Raw genomic sequence first — 16,433 nt, forward strand, 5'->3', positions numbered from 1 at the left:
TTTAACCAGACATTAAATGATTTACGGGGCGACTGCATGCCTGATATCAAGAATTTGCGCTGGCTGGAGCGTCTGCGAGAGCAAGCTGAGCGCGTGACGACGCAAACCCTGCGTGTAGGTGTTACCGGACTGAGCGGCGCTGGCAAGACCACCTTTATTACCGGGTTGATCAACCAGCTTGAGAATCACCAGCGTGGACTGTTGGCCAGACGTAAACCCTTTGATCGTCTGACATCCGTGCGCTGGCTGCGTGATGGCGTCGAGCAGCCCTTTGCTTTTCTTGATGCTCTGGCAGCCCTGAGCGGGGAGCCGCCGCGCTGGCCAGATTCGACCAAGGATCTGGCCCGCGTGGTGATTGAACTGCAGTTTGCCCCTGCAGGTCTGTTGCGCTCTGTCACTGGCACCCGACATGTACGTTTGGAGTTGCTGGATTACCCGGGCGAGTGGCTGCTTGATTTACCGCTTTTGAACATGAGCTACGGACAGTGGTGCGAGCGTATGACCGAACTGCTGGCTGAGGAACCGCGTCTGACGCTGGCTGGCAACATGCGCACGGCGCTGATGGCCGTTGATCCAGGCAGCCCATGTGATGCGATAGAATTGGCTGAATTGACGCGACAATGGACTGATTTCATGTGTCGATGCCAGACGCAGGCCGGCTTGTCGAGAAATCAACCCGGACGCTTTCTGTTGCCAGGCACCGGTGTCGCAGCCGATATGCTGATGTTTGTCCCGCTGTTGTCGGCCAACCGTCACAGTCAGGCTCAGGTGGGTAGCTGGTGGGCGCAATGTGAAGCGCGTTTCAACTACTACCGCGATTTTATCGTCAAGGGCTTCTACGATCAGCATTTCAGCCGATTGGATAGCCAGATACTCCTGGTTGATATGCTCAGCCCCATGCAGGGTGGGCGCCACGCTTTGCACGACCTGCAATGCGCTTTGGAGTCAGTGATGGGCAGTTTCCGTTATGGCAGCAACAGCCTGTTTAGCCGTTTGTTCAGACCCCGCATCAGCCGCATGGCTGTCTGTGCCACCAAAGTGGATCAGATAGCGCCAGTCCAACAGCGTGCACTGCAGCAGTGTCTTGAAGACCTGGTAACCGACAGTATTGCCGAAGTCCGACACGGCGGTGTTCAGGTCAGTGGCTTCCCGTTGGCTGCGGTGCGCGCTGCCGAGCAGGACGGCGACACACTGGTAGCGGGTCTGGTTGGCGAAACGGCTTATGTTCGCTATGAGCCCGGCAAGGTGCCCGAGCATTTGCCGCTGAATCTGGATATGCCGGGTCTGCAGCTTTTGCATCTGCGGCCACCACCCGGCCTGCACCGCAACAGACCCTTTCCCCATTACCGCATGGATGACCTGATCAGCTGGATCTTCGAGGGCCGATACTGATGGCGAAAAGAACCGATGCCGCTTCCGGGCCGCGCATTCTTGAAAGTTGGGAAGTGCCTTCCGAACGGGCTTTCAGTGATCCCCGGGTACTGGGTACGCTTGACTCGCCGGCAGCACCTGGAACTGAGCCCGCAATTGATGGACTGCCGGATTTAACGTTATCCAGCCTGAGTCCTTGGCCGGGTCGCTTCTGGCGACTCTTGCTGCTGGCTGCTGGGATGGGGGCTGCTTTTGAATGGAGCCAGTGGTCAATTGCATTATGGCAATGGCAACCGGTTGCCGGCGTGATTTCTGCCGGTCTGGGTCTCAGTCTGCTGAGCAGTGGCGCTTTTGCCTGGCGTGGTCTGCGCAAGCAACGGCTGCGTTTGACGGCGTTGGAGCAACTGCGAAAGGAGATGCAGCAAGCCCTCAAGGATCCCGCCCAGCGTTTGGCGCTCGACTGGCTTGATCGAGTTCAGGCGCTGTATCAGGACACACCGCTTGGAGCCCAGCTCAAAACGGCTTGTGCTGGTCTTGACCAATCGCATAGTGCAGATGAAGTCAGTCGTCGATTGAATACTGAGTTCTATCAGTCGATTGATCAGCCAGTTCGCCTGCTTATACGGCGTGAGGCAGCTGGCACCGGCATGCTGGTTGCCACAAGTCCTTGGGTCAGTGTTGATCTACTACTGGTGATTTGGCGCAATATGCGCATGATGCAGCGGATTGCAGGCCACTATGGGTTGCCAGTTGGTCAACTGGGTCGCTGTCGCCTGGCACGACATGTTCTGCGTAATATCGCCCTGGCGGGCGGCAGCGAACTGGCCATTGGTGCACTGAGCGACAGCTTTCTTTCGGGACTGATGGAAAAGCTTGCGGCGCGAATTGGCCAAGGTATCGGCATCGGCCTCTACAGTTCTCGGCTTGGGCACTTTACCCTGGATATCTGCCGTGTTGTGCCACAGGGAGACAACCTTGCCCTTATTGAAGACAACCGCGGTATTGTTCAAACGATACGAGAGCGTTTGGGGAGCAAGCAAAATGGCGGGGCATAAAAGTCGACAGCGTTGGCTGGCTGAACGCTGGCTGCAAACCAAGTTGCAGGCGTTGCAGGTGCGCTGGGACGATTTACGAGAGCAACTGACGCCAGCCGACTGGCCGCAGCGGTGTCAGCGTCTGCAGCAGATACCTGATGGTAATCTGAGTGATTGGCAGCCGCGTCCGGGCTCAAGTAGCGCAGAATTGGTGCTGTTGATGGAGCCCTTGTCCTTGCTCCAGCGGCAGTGGTTAGCGACGTTGCTGGATGCCCCGGTGGCTGGGGTCATGACTCTGGTTGAAGCGGTGGAACGCCTGCACCTCGATTTGCGCAGCCAGCTTGATCCCCTGCGTAGTCATCGTGAATATGCGGCGCAATTGGTCATTCTGGCGCGCAGACTGGATCTGCCGAGTGTAGCCGAAGCGGCCTACCTGGAAAATGAGCGTCAGATATTCGCTGCAGTGGATCATCTGCTTTTTGCCTCTTTGCCCATGCGCATGCGCGCCGGTTTGGCGGCCAGACATGTACCGGGTTCAGGTGCCTACCTTGGGTGGTGGCAGGAGCGATTGCTGGCCCGGGCAGGTTTGTCCGACCTCGGCCTTGATGGGCTGGGAGTGCATGATTGGCCTGATATGCCGGCATCCTGGGTTGCCTTGGGCTGGCTTTGTGGTCTGCGTTTATCCGCCGCTTGATTGAGCGACAATGACGAGACATTCTATCTGCCAATGGTGTTTTGTCCCGGATGGGGCATGCCCTAAGATGCCCTTTTCCTTTCAGGACACCCTTCAATGACCTTTGCTGAACTGCTTGTCGCGCTGGATGCCTCACCCACTTCTGAAGTCACCATTCCTGCCAGTTGGGCGCAAGGGCGGGCCGGTTATGGTGGGCTTGTTGCTGCCCTGGTGTATCAGGGCATGCGTGCCCAGGTTCCACCAGACAGGCCTGTTCGTTCACTGGCCATCACCTTTGTCGGGCCGGTGGCGCCGGGGGAAGCCATGCAGGTTGAGGTGCAGTTGCTGCGAGAAGGCAAGGCGGTGTCTCAAATGCTCGGGATGGCTCGCCAGAACGGCCAGATCATGTGCATTATCCAAGGGAGCTTTGGTGCAGGTCGCGCCTCGGTGGTGAACGTACCAAGCGAGCCGGCACCCCAGGCTCGCTCAGTCCATGACTGTCCGGAAATGCCCTATATCGAGGGCGTCAATCCGGTGTTCATTCAACACTTTGGCTTGCGCTGGGCGTTTGGTGATCTGCCCTTCACTAACAGTTGCAAACGCGACATGGGAGGCTGGATGCGCTTTCGGCAGGATGAGGGTGCGATTCATGAGGCGCATATACTGGGTCTGGTGGATGTCTGGCCACCTGCGGTTTTACCTCACCTGCGCGAGCGCGCTCCAGCCAGTTCGCTGACCTGGACAATTGAGTTCGTTCAACCGCAACCACGGATTGGCAACACCGACTGGTTGCTGTACAAGGCAAGTATTGAGCATGCCAGCGATGGCTATGGTCATACTGCAGCCATGGTCTGGAAAGAAGATGGTACGCTTGTGGCAATAAGCCGTCAGACGGTCGCCGTATTCGGTTGACTTCTGAGGTATTTCGGGTTTTCTGGAGCTAGCTGATGACAACAACAAAGACAGCCAGCTTGCCAAAACTGTATCCGGCCCTGTGTGTTCTTGCTTTGGGTCTGGTGAGTCTGTGGCAGGCTTTGACAACCCAAAAGTGGTTGATTGGCCTGTTGTTGTTCGCGCTTAGCTTGCTGGGGCTCGTTCTGCTGGTTTTGCAATTCAGACGGCAACTCGCACAGGAACAGCGGCTGGTGTTGCTTGAGCAGCATGCGGCTGGTGTTGTAGTGCGCAATCGCCAGGTCATGTCGGCCGTCAGGGATGTGGTGCTGCGTTGCACCTTCAGTGGCCGGCTTATCTATGTGAACCAGGCCTGGCAAGGTATGACTGGTATCAATCCTGACATTGTTCTGGGTCAATCACTCATCGATCTGCTGCACCCCGACGAACGAGAGACGTTTGAACATTACCTTACTGGCGTCCGTGAGGGGCAGACGGGTGCGTTACAGACTGATATGAGGGTCATGAGCAAGTCCGGACGGTATCGTTGGTGCAACGTGGTCGCCAGACCCTACGACACCCTCGAAAGTGGTGAGCTTATTATCGCAACACTGCATGACTGCCAGACTGAGCGTGATCAGGCGATGCTCAATGCAGCACGACAGAATGTGTTTGACGGACTGCTCAGCCACGCTGGTTTGCAGTACATGATGGAGCAGCTTGCCCTTGAGTGGGAGCGCCTGCAGCCGGGTCAGCGAGTATCGATCCTGGAAGTTGGCGAGGACGACGGGGCCTTGCATACCTTGGCAGCACCCAGTATGCCCGCCGCTTACATTCTGGCGCTGAACGGCGTCGTGCCGGGAGAGGGCGTCGGTTCCTGCGGCACGGCCGTAGCGCGCGGCAGGCCGGTTTTTGCCAGTGATGTGCGGCATGACCCTTTGTGGCGCGACTACCAGCCTCTGGCAGAGTTGGGTGGTGTGCTGGCGTGTTGGTCTACGCCTTTTTCCGACCCGGACGGACGGGTTCTGGGTTCTTTTGCCGTTTATTCAAATGAAACGCGCCTGCCTGATGAGCAGGAATTGCAGTTGTTGAGTGAATTTACCCGGTTGTCCGCGCTGGTGGTTCAGAAGTCCCGCCTCGCAATAGAACGCGAAACAACCGAGCGACGCTTTTCCGCCATCTTTGAGCATGCTGCGGTCGGCATGCTGCTGCTCTCACCCGAAGGGCGCTTTATCAGTGCCAACCCCTGTTATTTGAGGACTACGGGCTATACGGCAGAGCAACTCAAAGTCGTTGATCCGGATGAATTGCTGCACCCCGATGACAGTCTGCGCGTCAGTCATCACTTGCGTAAGCTGTTTGAAGGTGTTGAAAGTCAATTCATCACAGAAGCACGCTTCAACAATAATCTTGGGCAGGACGGCTGGGTCAGCCTGACCGCTACCCTGGTCAAGGATGCTGAGGGCAAGGCGCTTTTTTATGTGCTTATTACCGAAGACATCAGTGAGCGCAAGCGCCATGAACAGGCCCTCAAGGAGGCTGCGGCGGTTTTTGAGAGCAGCCGCGAAGGCATGATGGTTATGGATTGGCGTTTTCGCATCATCAAGGTCAATCCAGCCTTCAGTGATATCACCGGGACACCTGCTGCCAAGGTGCTCAATCGGCGACCCATGGTCCATGGGCGTGAGCCGGGCAAGTCGGCTTTTGCCCGACGCTTGCTCAAGCGCCTGGCTAGATCAGGCTATTGGCAGGGTGAGGCACTGTTCGACAGTGTCGACAAAAAAGATGTGCCAATCTGGGTTACTGCGACCGCAGTCAGTGCCGAGGATGGACGGGCCAGTCGCTATATTGTCATGTTCAGCGATTTGAGTGGGCAGGAGCGCAGTCAGCAACAGTTACAACAGATGGCCCATTTTGACAGCCTGACCGGATTGGCCAATCGTACCCTGGCAACATTGCGCCTCGAGCAGGCGGTCCAAAGTGCCGCTGCCGAGGGTGGCCAGTTGGCGGTTTTATATGCTGACCTGGACAGATTCAAGGCCATCAATGACAGCCTCGGGCATGCCGTTGGCGATGAAGTACTGCGTCAGGCGGCCGAGCGACTCCGGGCCTGCGCCCGGGAAGACGATTTGCTTGCGCGTTTGGGCGGCGACGAGTTTCTGATCATTACGCCTGGCCTGGGTTCGGACCAGGTCATGCGTTTGGGTGAGAGCCTCTGCGAAGCTATGCGTACTCCCATAGTGCTGGGTGATGGGCGCGAAATGTATATCGGTGCCAGTGTCGGTTATGCCTGTTATCCACGGGATGGGATCACGGCGGCCGATCTTGTGCGCAATGCTGACGCGGCAATGGATACAGCAAAGAATACCGGTCGAGATCAAGTCTGTGGCTATTCGCGGGCCATGACCGAAGAGGCACATCAGCGTTTTGAGCTTGAGCGCGGTATGAGAAAGGCATTGGAAAACAATGAGTTCGAACTGCATTATCAACCTTTGATTCAAGTCAGAAGTCGGCGCGCTATTGGTGTTGAGGCGCTTTTGCGCTGGCGCCATCCGGAACACGGCCTTATTCCGCCTGACCGCTTTATTCCTCTGGCTGAACAGAATGGTCTTATTGTGCAGATTGGCCATTGGGTGTTGAACGAAGCCTGTCGTCAGGCGAGCATCTGGCAGCACATGGGGTTGGGGCTGGATGTCATGGCCGTAAACTTGTCGCCGCGACAGTTTATCCAGCAGGATGTGGTCGCATTGGTTAAGTCAGCCTTGGAAGATGCCGAGCTGCCACCCAATATGCTGGAGCTGGAAATCACGGAAAGCGCGCTGATGACCAATGTGCAGCAGGGCGAGCAAACTTTGCGGCAGTTGAAAAAGCTGGGAGTCGCTCTGGCCATCGATGATTTTGGTACCGGCTATTCTTCCTTGGCTTATTTGCGGCGTTTCCCGCTGGACAAGCTGAAAATCGACAAGAGCTTTCTGGCAGGGGTTCCGCAGCGCACCGAGGATAATCAACTGGTAACCACTATCCTCGATCTGGCTGCCAACATGCATCTTAAGGTGGTGGCTGAAGGTGTCGAGACCGAAGCTCAGTGGCGCTTTCTGCAGGGACGCGGCTGCGACCTGTGCCAGGGCTTTCTGTTCTCTCAGGCCTTGCCAGCAGCACAGCTCACCACCTGGCTCGAGTCACAGTAACCTCAGCCCAGAGGACGTCGGGCTGTCAGCGTTGCCCGAAGTGGCGCAGGGTAGCCTTCAACGGTACGGCTACTGTCTTCAGGATCGAGAAAGTCCGGTAGTGATTGAAAGCGCATCCATTCCGTACTGCGTTGTTCATCCGCCGTTGTCTGGCTCAGGTCTATACAGTTGACGTCGCTGTAACCGCTGCGCCGTAACATTCTTTCCAGTAGCCTGACCGAGGGTAAAAACCAGACGTTGCGCATTTGCGCATAGCGATCTTCAGGCACCAGACATTGCTGTTCATCGCCCTCGACCACCAGGGTTTCCAGCACCAGTTCGCCGCCTGGCTTCAGACAGGCTTTGAGCTGCAACAGGTGATCTATTGGTGAGCGGCGATGGTACAGAACCCCCATGGAGAAGACCGTATCAAAGCCGCCGCTGGGTTCAGGCAGGTCTTCCAGGGTAAAGGGTAGTTGCCAGACGGGTACTGTCGGCAAGTAGCGCTGCATGACTCTGAACTGATGAAAAAACAACAGATTAGGGTCTACGCCAACGACCATATCGGCCCCGGCCGCCCACATCCGCCACATGTAATAGCCATTACCACAACCGACATCCAGAACGCGCTTGCCGTGCAGATTAAGGTGGCGAGCAACCCTGTCCCACTTCCAGTCAGAGCGCCACTCACAGTCAATATGCACACCAAACAGCTGGAAAGGGCCCTTGCGCCAGGGATGCAAGCCCTGCAGTGCGCTGAGCAAATCAGCCTGTTGCTGTGTAGATAGATCGCTGGCCAGACCGATGCTGACGCCATTGGCCAGCTCGTGGTGGACATTCAAGGGCTCAGGGAGTCGATCAATGCACGCCGACCAGCGCTGCAGGTCGCCATGTTGAATGCTATTCAGGCGTTGTTCCAGAGAGACAGGAAGAACCTCCAGCCATTTGGCCAAAGGGGTGCCTTCAAGACGTGCATAGAGAGCGTTGTAGTCGATCACTTGTGAGCCAGTAATGAGCAGAAATTCAGGGATTGGAACCAGCTGTGGCTGTGACTGAAACCGGCTTGGGTCAGTCGGGAAAAGTGGGTTTCAAGGGTGTCGGGCAGCATGATGTTTTCTATGGCGGTGCGTTTCTGGGCAATCTCCAGCTCGCTGTAGCCATTGGCGCGCTTGAAGGCATAGTGCAATTGCTCAAGGCAGTCCTGGGTTGCAGGGTTCGCGAATGTGATTTTTTCCGAGAGTATCAGCAGACCGCCGGGCAGCAGGGCAGAGTGGATTTTTTGCAGCAGGGCAAGGCGTTTGTCCGGCGGAACGAACTGCAGGGTGAAATTCATGACCACAACGCTGCAGGGTTCAAGGTCGAGGCTGATTATGTCGGCGCATAGCACCTGTGCCGGTGTCAGCTCCTCGATCATCGCGTTCTGGGCCTGGAGATACTCATGGCAGCGCGCGCTCATGGCTTTGGAGTTATCGACAGCCATGATTTGGCAACCGTTGGCTCGCACATGGCGGCGCATGGATTGTGTCGACGCGCCCAGGGAACAGCCCAGGTCATAAATCAGACTGTTTTCTTGTGCATACTGCCCAGCAATCAGGCCGGTGCTTTCACTGAGAGTCGGATAGCCGGGAACGGAACGTTTGATCATGTCCGGGAATACCCTGGCAACGTTGTCATCAAAAACAAAATCGCTGATCACAGGCAGTGGGTTGGAGAACAGCTTGTCAACCTCGGTCATGGCGTCGTTCGTATCTTGGGAATAAGAATCGTATTTTAACCCATGTGGCTGAACTTGACAGGATGTCTGATGCCTTGCTTGACTGCGGTAAAGGCTCAAGATGAGTGTTTACTCGGTTTAGTCAAAAATGTGTCATTTTTGCTGGTGTCGCTTGGTTTTAGACGGCTTTTAACTATGCTTTGCTATGTGTGATGTTGTTAGAATGCCAGTGGATGGCATAATGCTCCTTCTCGTGAGGCAGCGTGGTAACGGCTTTACTGATTGAGCAGCGACATGACGAGAAGGTTGGCACTGACTTGAGTCACGGAAAAGAGGATAGGGTATGGCAGTGAAGCGCCACGTGATTGCCGGTGTAGCAACATTGGCCAGCTTATATGTTGGCGTCAGCAATGCCTTGGGTCTGGGCGAGCTGCGGCTTGAATCAGCGTTGAACCAGCCTCTGAGCGCTACCCTTTATCTTCAGGGGGGCGAAGGCGTTTCAGCCCAGGATGTGGTGATCTCGCTGGCTGGACAGGGTGCCTTCGATAATGCTGGCATTGAGCGTCCCTTTTTTCTCACCGATCTGCGATTTGTTCCTGTACAGGAAGGCAATCGGTTGTATTTCAAAGTGCAATCTACACGCCCCATCCGTGAGCCCTACCTGAACTTTCTGGTCGAGCTGAGGCAGCCCAATGGCCGCATGCTCAGGGAATATACCCTGTTGCTTGATCCGCCCTTGTATAACCCGCAGGCGGTAGTGGCCAGCCCCGCTGTTACTAGCGCGGCAATCAACCTGCCGGTGCAACCCAGACAAGCTGTTCGCAGTTCGGCCCAAAGCGTTGCGCCAGCACGTCCGACCTTGCCGGATTTGCAACCGCAGCCGGGTGCGGCGCATTACACAACAGCGTCAGGTGATACGCTCTGGGAAATAGCCAGCCGTCAGCGGCCCCATCCAGATGCATCGGTGCGGGAAACCATGCTGGCCATTGCCGCACTGAACCCACAGGCTTTTATTGATGGCGATATCAATCGTCTGCGCCTTGGCCAACGTCTTGTCTTGCCGACTATTGAGCAGTTGGTATCAAACGCTGACACTCGTTCGCTTGCAACCCCTGTGGTCAGACCGCCTGCCAGCGCACCTGACTCTGGCGTTGATCAAGGGCAACCGGCGCTCGGAGTGCAACCACCCGTCGCGGTCGACACACTTGGTACTGGACGATTGCGGATTGAGGATGTTCCGGTCAGTGATGTCGAGACAGAAACCGCTGAAGTGTACAGCCGCTTGATGGCGCTTGAGACGCGCTTCAATGTACTGCTCGGCGAACTCGAGGAGCGTGATGCACGTATCGCTGCGCTGCAGGCTGAGTTGGATGTATTACATGCAGCCCGTGCTGCCGAGGCGAGCAGCGAGGAAACGCTGGCCGGTGCCGCGGTATCCGGTTCGGGTGGGACTAGGCCAGGCTCAGGCTCTGACCCCGTCGGTTCCGGTGATAATCCCGTGCCAGGGGCTGTTAATGCTGAGCCGCTTCCCGCTCAGGTTGACGAGTCGAGCTCCAGTCGTTCGTTTTGGGCTGCCTGGTTCGCTATTCCGCTGGTGCTGATTGCGCTTTTGCTGATACGCATGCTGCGACGTCGCGACGCTAAATCCGTGCCTGGCAATGAGCTGGCTGCGGGCATGGCCACCAGTGTTTCTGCGCCTGAATCCGAGGCTGAACAGGTGATCGCGCGTCCTGTTGTATCACCGGCAGTGCCTAAACCACCGGTCGATCCGCTGGACGGCGTTGAGTTGTACATCACCTATGGCCGCTTTGCCGAAGCGAGAACACTCCTTGAAAAGGCCATTGACGAGAACCCTCAAAGGCTGGAGTTACACCACCGCTTGCTGCGGGTATTGGCTGAGATGGGTGACAAACCGGCCTTTTTGCAACAAGAGCAGCGGATTCTCGAGTTGTCCGGCGACCGCTCGGAAGGCTTGCGCATTCGCTCGCGCTTCACCAGCCTGTTTGCCGGTGACGATGAGCTGGTGGAGCAGATTGATCATCTTGATCCGATGCTGGAGGAGGGGGCTGTTGACCCTTCACTGCCGGAGGATAACTACATCGATGACAACACCAGTCAGCTGAATTTGAACGACTTCACCCTGGATCCGGATTGGGATCTGATTGATGCGCTTGAGCCAGAGCCGCTGCGCAAGAAGACCGAGCAAGGTAGTGCCCAGGGAAGCGTGGATGAGGAGCTGGATGATAGCTTCGAAAGTAGCTTGCATGAGCTTCCTGATGTTGAAGAGTTGGAAGAACATCACTTTGGTGAGAGCGGAAAAGACAAGAGTTAGATTTTGCGCCGATATTGAAGCTGTGTTCTAACCATAGGACCTGTGCCAGGTGTAAGTGCTTTCAGGTTCTGGGTTTAATGCGTTTATGTACTTTGGACGATCTTTAGATTGCCCTGTAGCCTCGCTGGCCGTCGGGGCAAGACCCCATAGATATCGGTTGGACTGAATACCCTGCAACAGTCTTTTGCTTTCCTGCTACTTGAATCGTTTCGACGCATGCCATTAAATAGCGGACTGACGCGTCAGTCCGTGAGATTTCCATGCCTGCCATTCCTGCTGATCAAGCTGCAAAGCGTCTTCGCAAACCTGCTTCCGAGCGCTGCGAGGAAATTTTAGCGGCAGCCATAAGCGTTTTTTCTGAGTACGGGTTTCGCTGCACGGACGTGCAAGTCATTGCTGATCGTGCTGGCGTAGGCAAAGGGACTGTCTACCGCTTTTACCCGACCAAGGATGAGCTGTTCCAGGCTTCAGTTGACAACGTCATGCAGCGCCTGACCCAGCAGGTTGATGATGCCGTTATCGGTATAGATGATCCGCTTGAACATCTGCGCCGGGCTTTTTTTGCTTACATGCAGTTTTTTCAGGCTCATCCACACGCGATAGAGCTTTTTGTCCATGAATGTGCTGAGTTCGGGCGGTTGAGCAAGCCCCGATATTTTGTTTACACCGAGCTACACAGACAAAACTGGATTCAGGTCTATCAGCGCCTGATAGACAGTGGTCGAACACGGATTAAAGATCCTGAGCTGATCCTTGATGCGATTGGCAATCTAGCCTATGGAAGCGTTTTGGTTAATCGCATTTCAGGTCGTAATGCCTCGCTGGAGAGCATGGCAAGTGAACTTTTGGACATGCTTCTGGGCGGCATCATGCTGACATCGGCAGCGACTGGCACCAGCGACTAGTCTCAAGCTGTCGTCAGATTGAATAATTTTCCTTTAATACAATTGGCCTTTTGAGCGCACAACACCATGCACAGATCCTATCCCATCATTGATTCGTTGCGACCCTCGTTCTTGCTGCGTTGTGCCGGGTTTATGACCCTTACATTGTTGATTTCTGCATGCGGCAATGAGGATGGCGGTGAGGGTGGTGGCCGACCAGACCCACAGGTCACCATTGAGGTCATCGAGCGCAGCAGTGCCGATCAGTTACAGGAGTACCCTGCGCGGGTAAGAGGTGCACGTGAGGTCGAGGTGCGTACTCGGATATCCGGTGTTCTGCAGGAACGCGCCCATCGTGAGGGCGCAGATGTAGAGAAGAACGATGTTTTATTCAGGATTTTCCCTCAACCCTTGCAGGTGCTGGTTGATCAGGCCCGTGCCGCACGCGCCAATGCGCGTGCCCAGGTGGCCCAGGCTGAGCGTGATTGGGAGCGCGCCAAGCAGTTGTACGATCGTGGCGCCTTGAGTGCCAGCGAACGTGACCGTGCATTGACTCAGCTGGATTTTGCCCGAGCCGCTCTGGACGAAGCAGAAGCCCGTGTGGATGAAGCCGAGTTGAATCTGTCCTATACCGAGGTGCGAGCCCCTATGGACGGCACCACGAGTCTTGAAGTCCTGCCAGAAGGCAGTGTGCTGGCGGTGGGAACACTGCTGACTACGCTGGTTAGACAGGACACGGTCCATGTGATTTTTGCCCTGCCGGAGAAGGACGCGGCTGTGCAGCGGGCGTCGCAACTGGCTGACGAAAGCCTGGGCAGGGAAGTGACGCTGGAGCTGGCAGACGGCTCGGTTTATCCCTTGACCGGTACCATTGATTTCACCTCCAGCAGTGTTGACAGTGCAACCGGAACCATCACCCTGCGGGCGATCTTCGACAACCCCGACCGTCAGCTCATTCCGGGTCAGTTTGTTCGCGTACGCCTGGTATTGCGCCGTTTCCGTGACGAGATCATGGTGCCCACCGAGGCCGTTGGGGCCAATGCACAGGGACCCATGGTGTATGTTCTGGACAGCAACGATGTGGTTGAGTTGCGTCAGGTCGAACCGGGTCCGGTGATTGGTCAACGGCAGATCATCAGTGAAGGATTGAGTAAAGGTGACCGTGTCGTGGTCAATGGTCAGGTCGCTATCCAGCCGGGTATTCCTGTGCGCGTGACAAACCCGCCGTCTGCGGACGCTGATCAGGTGCAGGAGTAACGCTATGCTGCAGTTCTTCATAGATCGGCCGATTTTTTCAACGGTGCTGTCGATTCTGATTTTGATTGCCGGGGGGTCTGCGCTGACCCAACTGCCTGTTGAGCAGTATCCCAATGTTGTTCCACCGCAAATCGTGGTTCAGGCCAACTATCCAGGTGCCAGTGCTCAGGTTATTGCTGATACGGTATCTGCGCCTCTGGAACAGGCCATCAACGGGGTTGATGACATGCTGTATATGGAGTCCTACAGTGCCGATTCAGGAGCCATGCAGCTGACCATCTACTTCAAGATCGGTACTGATCCGGATCAGGCGACCATTGACGTTAACAACCGTGTGCAACGGGCCACGGCGCGTTTGCCGCAGGAAGTACGTGATCTCGGCGTGCAGGTCCAGGCGCGTTCTACCTCGATCCTGCAGGTTATTACCCTGTCATCAGCCAGCGAACAGCTAGGGACCTTGGATATCAGCAATTATGCCCTGCTGAACGTGCTGGATGAGCTGGTCCGTTTGCCCGGTGTCGGTAATGCGGCGCTCTTTGGTGCTCAGGATTACTCCATGCGCATCTGGTTGCGTCCGGACAAACTGGCCGAATTCGCAATGACGCCTAGTGATGTAGCCAATGCGCTGCGCGAGCAAAATGCCCAGTTTGCTGCGGGTCGAATAGGGGCGGAACCTTCTCCGCCGGGACAAGCCTTTACCTACAGCGTCAGTACGCCGGGTCGTATGGTCACCCCTGAGGATTTTGAACGAATTATTCTGCGCAGTGACGTGGATGGCCGCACTCTGCGTCTTGGGGATGTGGCCCGTGCCGAGTTGGGTGCACAAAGTTATGACTTCAGCGCCACCTACAACGCCAAGTCATCTGTGCCGATCGGAATTTATCTACAGCCGGGTGCCAACGCACTGGATACGGCTGAGAACGTCAGGCAAGCAATGGCGCGGATCTCGGATAACTTTCCGGGTGATCTGCGTTACGATATTCCCTACGACACCACGATTTTTATCGATGTGTCCATTCGAGAAGTCATCATTACCCTGTTGCAGGCCCTGGCCCTGGTGGTTCTGGTCACCTTCCTGTTCCTGCAGCATTTGAAAGCCACCCTGATACCCTTGGTGGCTATTCCAGTATCGTTGATTGGTACCTTTGCGGGTATGGCTGTTTTTGGCTTCTCCGTCAACTTGCTGACTCTGTTTGGGTTGATTCTGGCTATCGGTGTGGTCGTGGATAACGCCATTATCGTCATGGAAAATGCCGAGCGCCTGATCAAGGAAGAAGGCATGACCAGCTATCAGGCCGCCAGTAAAACCATGCAGCAAGTCGCCGGTGCTGTTGTGGGGTCTACCTTGGTGCTGGTCGCGGTCTTTGCCCCGGTGGCTTTTCTTGATGGCTTGAGTGGTGAGCTGTATCGCCAGTTTGCCGTAACCATTGCCGTCTCTGTGGCGATTTCCGGTGTGGTCGCGCTGACGTTGACGCCGGCTATGTGTGCCATCCTGCTTGACCGCAAACAGACTGAGCCCTCAGCGGCCTTTGCCTGGTTTAATAATGGCTTTGATCGGCTGACCGATGGTTTTACTGCCGTGGTTGGCTGGATGCTCAGGCATGCCCGGATAGCTTTTGCCCTGTTTGTGCTGTTGATAGGTTCCACCGTTTTTTTAATCGACAGAATGGCCACAGGCCTGGTGCCTCAGGAAGATCAGGGCTTTCTGTTGGCGGTATTCCAGTTGCCACCCGTTTCGGCCCTGGGGCGGACCGAGGAGGTTCGTGAGGTAGTCAGCAATGCTGTTGTCGATATGCCTGAAACGAAAGGCATCACCAGTTTTGCCGGCTTCGACATTCTGAACCGCGGCCTGCGCACCAACACCGGTGTCGCCTTCATTACCCTGATTGATTGGAGTGAGCGGCCTGGTCCGGAGCAGAGTGCCCAATCGGTTGCCAACCGTATAGCGGGTCTGGGTGCGGGCATTCAGGAGGCCAATGTGTTTGCCTTTGTTCCGCCACCCATTAATGGCCTGTCGTTAACCGGTGGGGTGGAGGGCTATCTGCAGTTGCGCGGTAACAGTGATCCGCAGCGGCTCAAGGCGGAGGCCGATGCACTCCTTCAAGCCGCGCGTGAACGCCCCGAATTGACCAACGTGCGTGCGGCTGTGGATGTCGGTGTGCCGCGTTACAACGCGCGGGTCGATTGGGACAAGGCCAAGTCCATGGGCATTGGTATCAATGACATCTTTGTCACCATGCGCAGTACTTTTGGTGCCCTCTATGTCAATGACTTCACCTTGCAGGGGCGAAACTGGCAGGTCAACATGCAGTCCGAAGGCGAGTTCCGCAGCCATCCGGATGATCTGCGCAAAGTCTATGTAAGGTCTGGTTCTGGTGAGCTGGTGCCCTTGTCCAGCGTTGTCGAGCTTGAACGCACGCAAGGGATCGACAGTGTCAGTCGTTTCAACCTGTACCCAGCCACCAAGATCAGCGCCGATCCAGCACCCGGCTACAACACGGCTGCGGCCCTGATGGCCATGCAGGAAATTGGTATGCAGTCGCTTGGTCCGCAATCCCAGTTGGGTTGGGTCGGAGAGGCATACCAGTTGCTGGCCTCGGCCTCCTCGGGTGGCATTGCCTTTGCGCTGGGTATCCTGATGGTGTTCCTGATCCTCGCTGCACAATATGAGCGCTGGAGTTTGCCGTTGGCGGTCGCTACCGCAGTGCCCTTTGGTGTCTTTGGAGCCGTGCTGGCATCGATGCTGCGAGGCTTCCCGAATGACATCTACTTTCAGGTCGGGCTGCTGGTATTGATTGGTCTGGCGGCGAAGAATGCCATTCTGATTGTCGAGTTTGCGGCGCAGAACTGCAAAAACGGCATGACCCCCTTCGATGCAGCCTTGACTGCAGCGCGGCAACGTTTCCGCGCGATCATGATGACTGCGCTGACCTTTATCATTGGTAGTTTGCCGCTGGCATTCAGTAGCGGCGCCGGAGCTGTCAGCCGTCAGGAGATTGGGACAGTGGTAGTGGGTGGCATGGTCGCTGCCAGTTCGCTCGCGCTGATTTTTGTGCCGGTGTTCTTCATGTTACTGGAAGACCGGCGTAACAGGTCGCGAAAGTAAATCG

General features: G+C 56.1%; 11 protein-coding genes. 9 read left to right on the top strand and 2 right to left on the bottom strand.

The window, feature by feature from the left end:
- Positions 1-36 precede the first annotated feature (36 nt).
- The 5 genes from AC27HQ_RS12025 to AC27HQ_RS12045 all read left to right on the top strand — a co-directional run bounded on the left by AC27HQ_RS12025 (position 37) and on the right by AC27HQ_RS12045 (position 7,157).
- Positions 37-1,392 (top strand): YcjX family protein, encoded by a 1,356-nt coding sequence (locus AC27HQ_RS12025; RefSeq protein ID WP_487156413.1) that lies wholly within the window; start codon positions 37-39, stop codon positions 1,390-1,392.
- Positions 1,392-2,426: a DUF697 domain-containing protein gene (locus AC27HQ_RS12030; protein WP_487156414.1), complete on the top strand. Its 1,035-nt coding sequence runs from the start codon at positions 1,392-1,394 to the stop codon at positions 2,424-2,426. Before AC27HQ_RS12025 ends, AC27HQ_RS12030 begins: the two co-directional genes overlap by 1 nt.
- Positions 2,413-3,099, top strand: a complete 687-nt coding sequence (locus AC27HQ_RS12035; protein WP_487156415.1) for a hypothetical protein — start codon at positions 2,413-2,415, stop codon at positions 3,097-3,099. Before AC27HQ_RS12030 ends, AC27HQ_RS12035 begins: the two co-directional genes overlap by 14 nt.
- Before the next feature lie 96 nt (positions 3,100-3,195).
- Positions 3,196-3,990 carry an acyl-CoA thioesterase gene (locus AC27HQ_RS12040; protein ID WP_487156416.1) on the top strand — a complete coding sequence of 265 codons (795 nt, stop codon included), beginning with the start codon at positions 3,196-3,198 and terminating at the stop codon, positions 3,988-3,990.
- A gap of 35 nt (positions 3,991-4,025) precedes the next feature.
- Positions 4,026-7,157: a sensor domain-containing phosphodiesterase gene (locus tag AC27HQ_RS12045; RefSeq protein WP_487156417.1), complete on the top strand. Its 3,132-nt coding sequence runs from the start codon at positions 4,026-4,028 to the stop codon at positions 7,155-7,157.
- Between the two features lie 2 nt (positions 7,158-7,159).
- Here AC27HQ_RS12045 and cmoB read toward each other — a convergent pair whose 3' ends face one another.
- Together cmoB and cmoA are read right to left on the bottom strand one after the other, a co-directional pair.
- A complete protein-coding gene (gene cmoB / locus AC27HQ_RS12050; protein WP_487156418.1) occupies positions 7,160-8,134 on the bottom strand; it encodes a tRNA 5-methoxyuridine(34)/uridine 5-oxyacetic acid(34) synthase CmoB in 975 nt (324 codons plus the stop codon).
- Positions 8,131-8,871, bottom strand: a complete 741-nt coding sequence (cmoA, locus tag AC27HQ_RS12055; RefSeq protein ID WP_487156419.1) for a carboxy-S-adenosyl-L-methionine synthase CmoA — start codon at positions 8,869-8,871, stop codon at positions 8,131-8,133. The genes cmoB and cmoA overlap by 4 nt, the downstream gene beginning before the upstream one ends.
- Positions 8,872-9,193: 322 nt before the next feature.
- On the opposite strand from cmoA, the gene AC27HQ_RS12060 reads away from it, so the two are divergent.
- From AC27HQ_RS12060 to AC27HQ_RS12075, 4 genes are all read left to right on the top strand, one after another.
- Complete coding sequence (locus AC27HQ_RS12060) at positions 9,194-11,182, top strand: FimV/HubP family polar landmark protein (protein WP_487156420.1); 1,989 nt, start codon at positions 9,194-9,196, stop codon at positions 11,180-11,182.
- 260 nt (positions 11,183-11,442) lie between these two features.
- On the top strand, positions 11,443-12,087 hold the full coding sequence (locus tag AC27HQ_RS12065; protein WP_487156421.1) for a TetR/AcrR family transcriptional regulator: 645 nt from the start codon (positions 11,443-11,445) through the stop codon (positions 12,085-12,087).
- Positions 12,088-12,219: 132 nt separating this feature from the next.
- The gene (locus AC27HQ_RS12070; RefSeq protein WP_487156422.1) at positions 12,220-13,323 is read left to right on the top strand and encodes an efflux RND transporter periplasmic adaptor subunit; all 1,104 of its coding nucleotides are present in this window, start codon (positions 12,220-12,222) and stop codon (positions 13,321-13,323) included.
- Between the two features lie 4 nt (positions 13,324-13,327).
- A complete protein-coding gene (locus AC27HQ_RS12075; protein ID WP_487156423.1) occupies positions 13,328-16,429 on the top strand; it encodes an efflux RND transporter permease subunit in 3,102 nt (1,033 codons plus the stop codon).
- Positions 16,430-16,433: the final 4 nt, after the last annotated feature.

The sequence above is a fragment of the Halopseudomonas sp. 4NH20-0008 genome, from assembly GCF_057548395.1.

What these genes read in the sequence shown, in the direction of transcription:
- AC27HQ_RS12025 (WP_487156413.1), top strand. Translation starts at nt 37, where the DNA reads ATGCCTGATATCAAGAATTTGCGCTGGCTGGAGCGTCTGCGAGAGCAA.
- AC27HQ_RS12030 (WP_487156414.1), top strand. Translation starts at nt 1,392, where the DNA reads ATGGCGAAAAGAACCGATGCCGCTTCCGGGCCGCGCATTCTTGAAAGT.
- AC27HQ_RS12035 (WP_487156415.1), top strand. Translation starts at nt 2,413, where the DNA reads ATGGCGGGGCATAAAAGTCGACAGCGTTGGCTGGCTGAACGCTGGCTG.
- AC27HQ_RS12040 (WP_487156416.1), top strand. Translation starts at nt 3,196, where the DNA reads ATGACCTTTGCTGAACTGCTTGTCGCGCTGGATGCCTCACCCACTTCT.
- AC27HQ_RS12045 (WP_487156417.1), top strand. Translation starts at nt 4,026, where the DNA reads ATGACAACAACAAAGACAGCCAGCTTGCCAAAACTGTATCCGGCCCTG.
- cmoA (WP_487156419.1), bottom strand. Translation starts at nt 8,871, where the DNA reads ATGACCGAGGTTGACAAGCTGTTCTCCAACCCACTGCCTGTGATCAGC.
- AC27HQ_RS12060 (WP_487156420.1), top strand. Translation starts at nt 9,194, where the DNA reads ATGGCAGTGAAGCGCCACGTGATTGCCGGTGTAGCAACATTGGCCAGC.
- AC27HQ_RS12065 (WP_487156421.1), top strand. Translation starts at nt 11,443, where the DNA reads ATGCCTGCCATTCCTGCTGATCAAGCTGCAAAGCGTCTTCGCAAACCT.
- AC27HQ_RS12070 (WP_487156422.1), top strand. Translation starts at nt 12,220, where the DNA reads ATGACCCTTACATTGTTGATTTCTGCATGCGGCAATGAGGATGGCGGT.
- AC27HQ_RS12075 (WP_487156423.1), top strand. Translation starts at nt 13,328, where the DNA reads ATGCTGCAGTTCTTCATAGATCGGCCGATTTTTTCAACGGTGCTGTCG.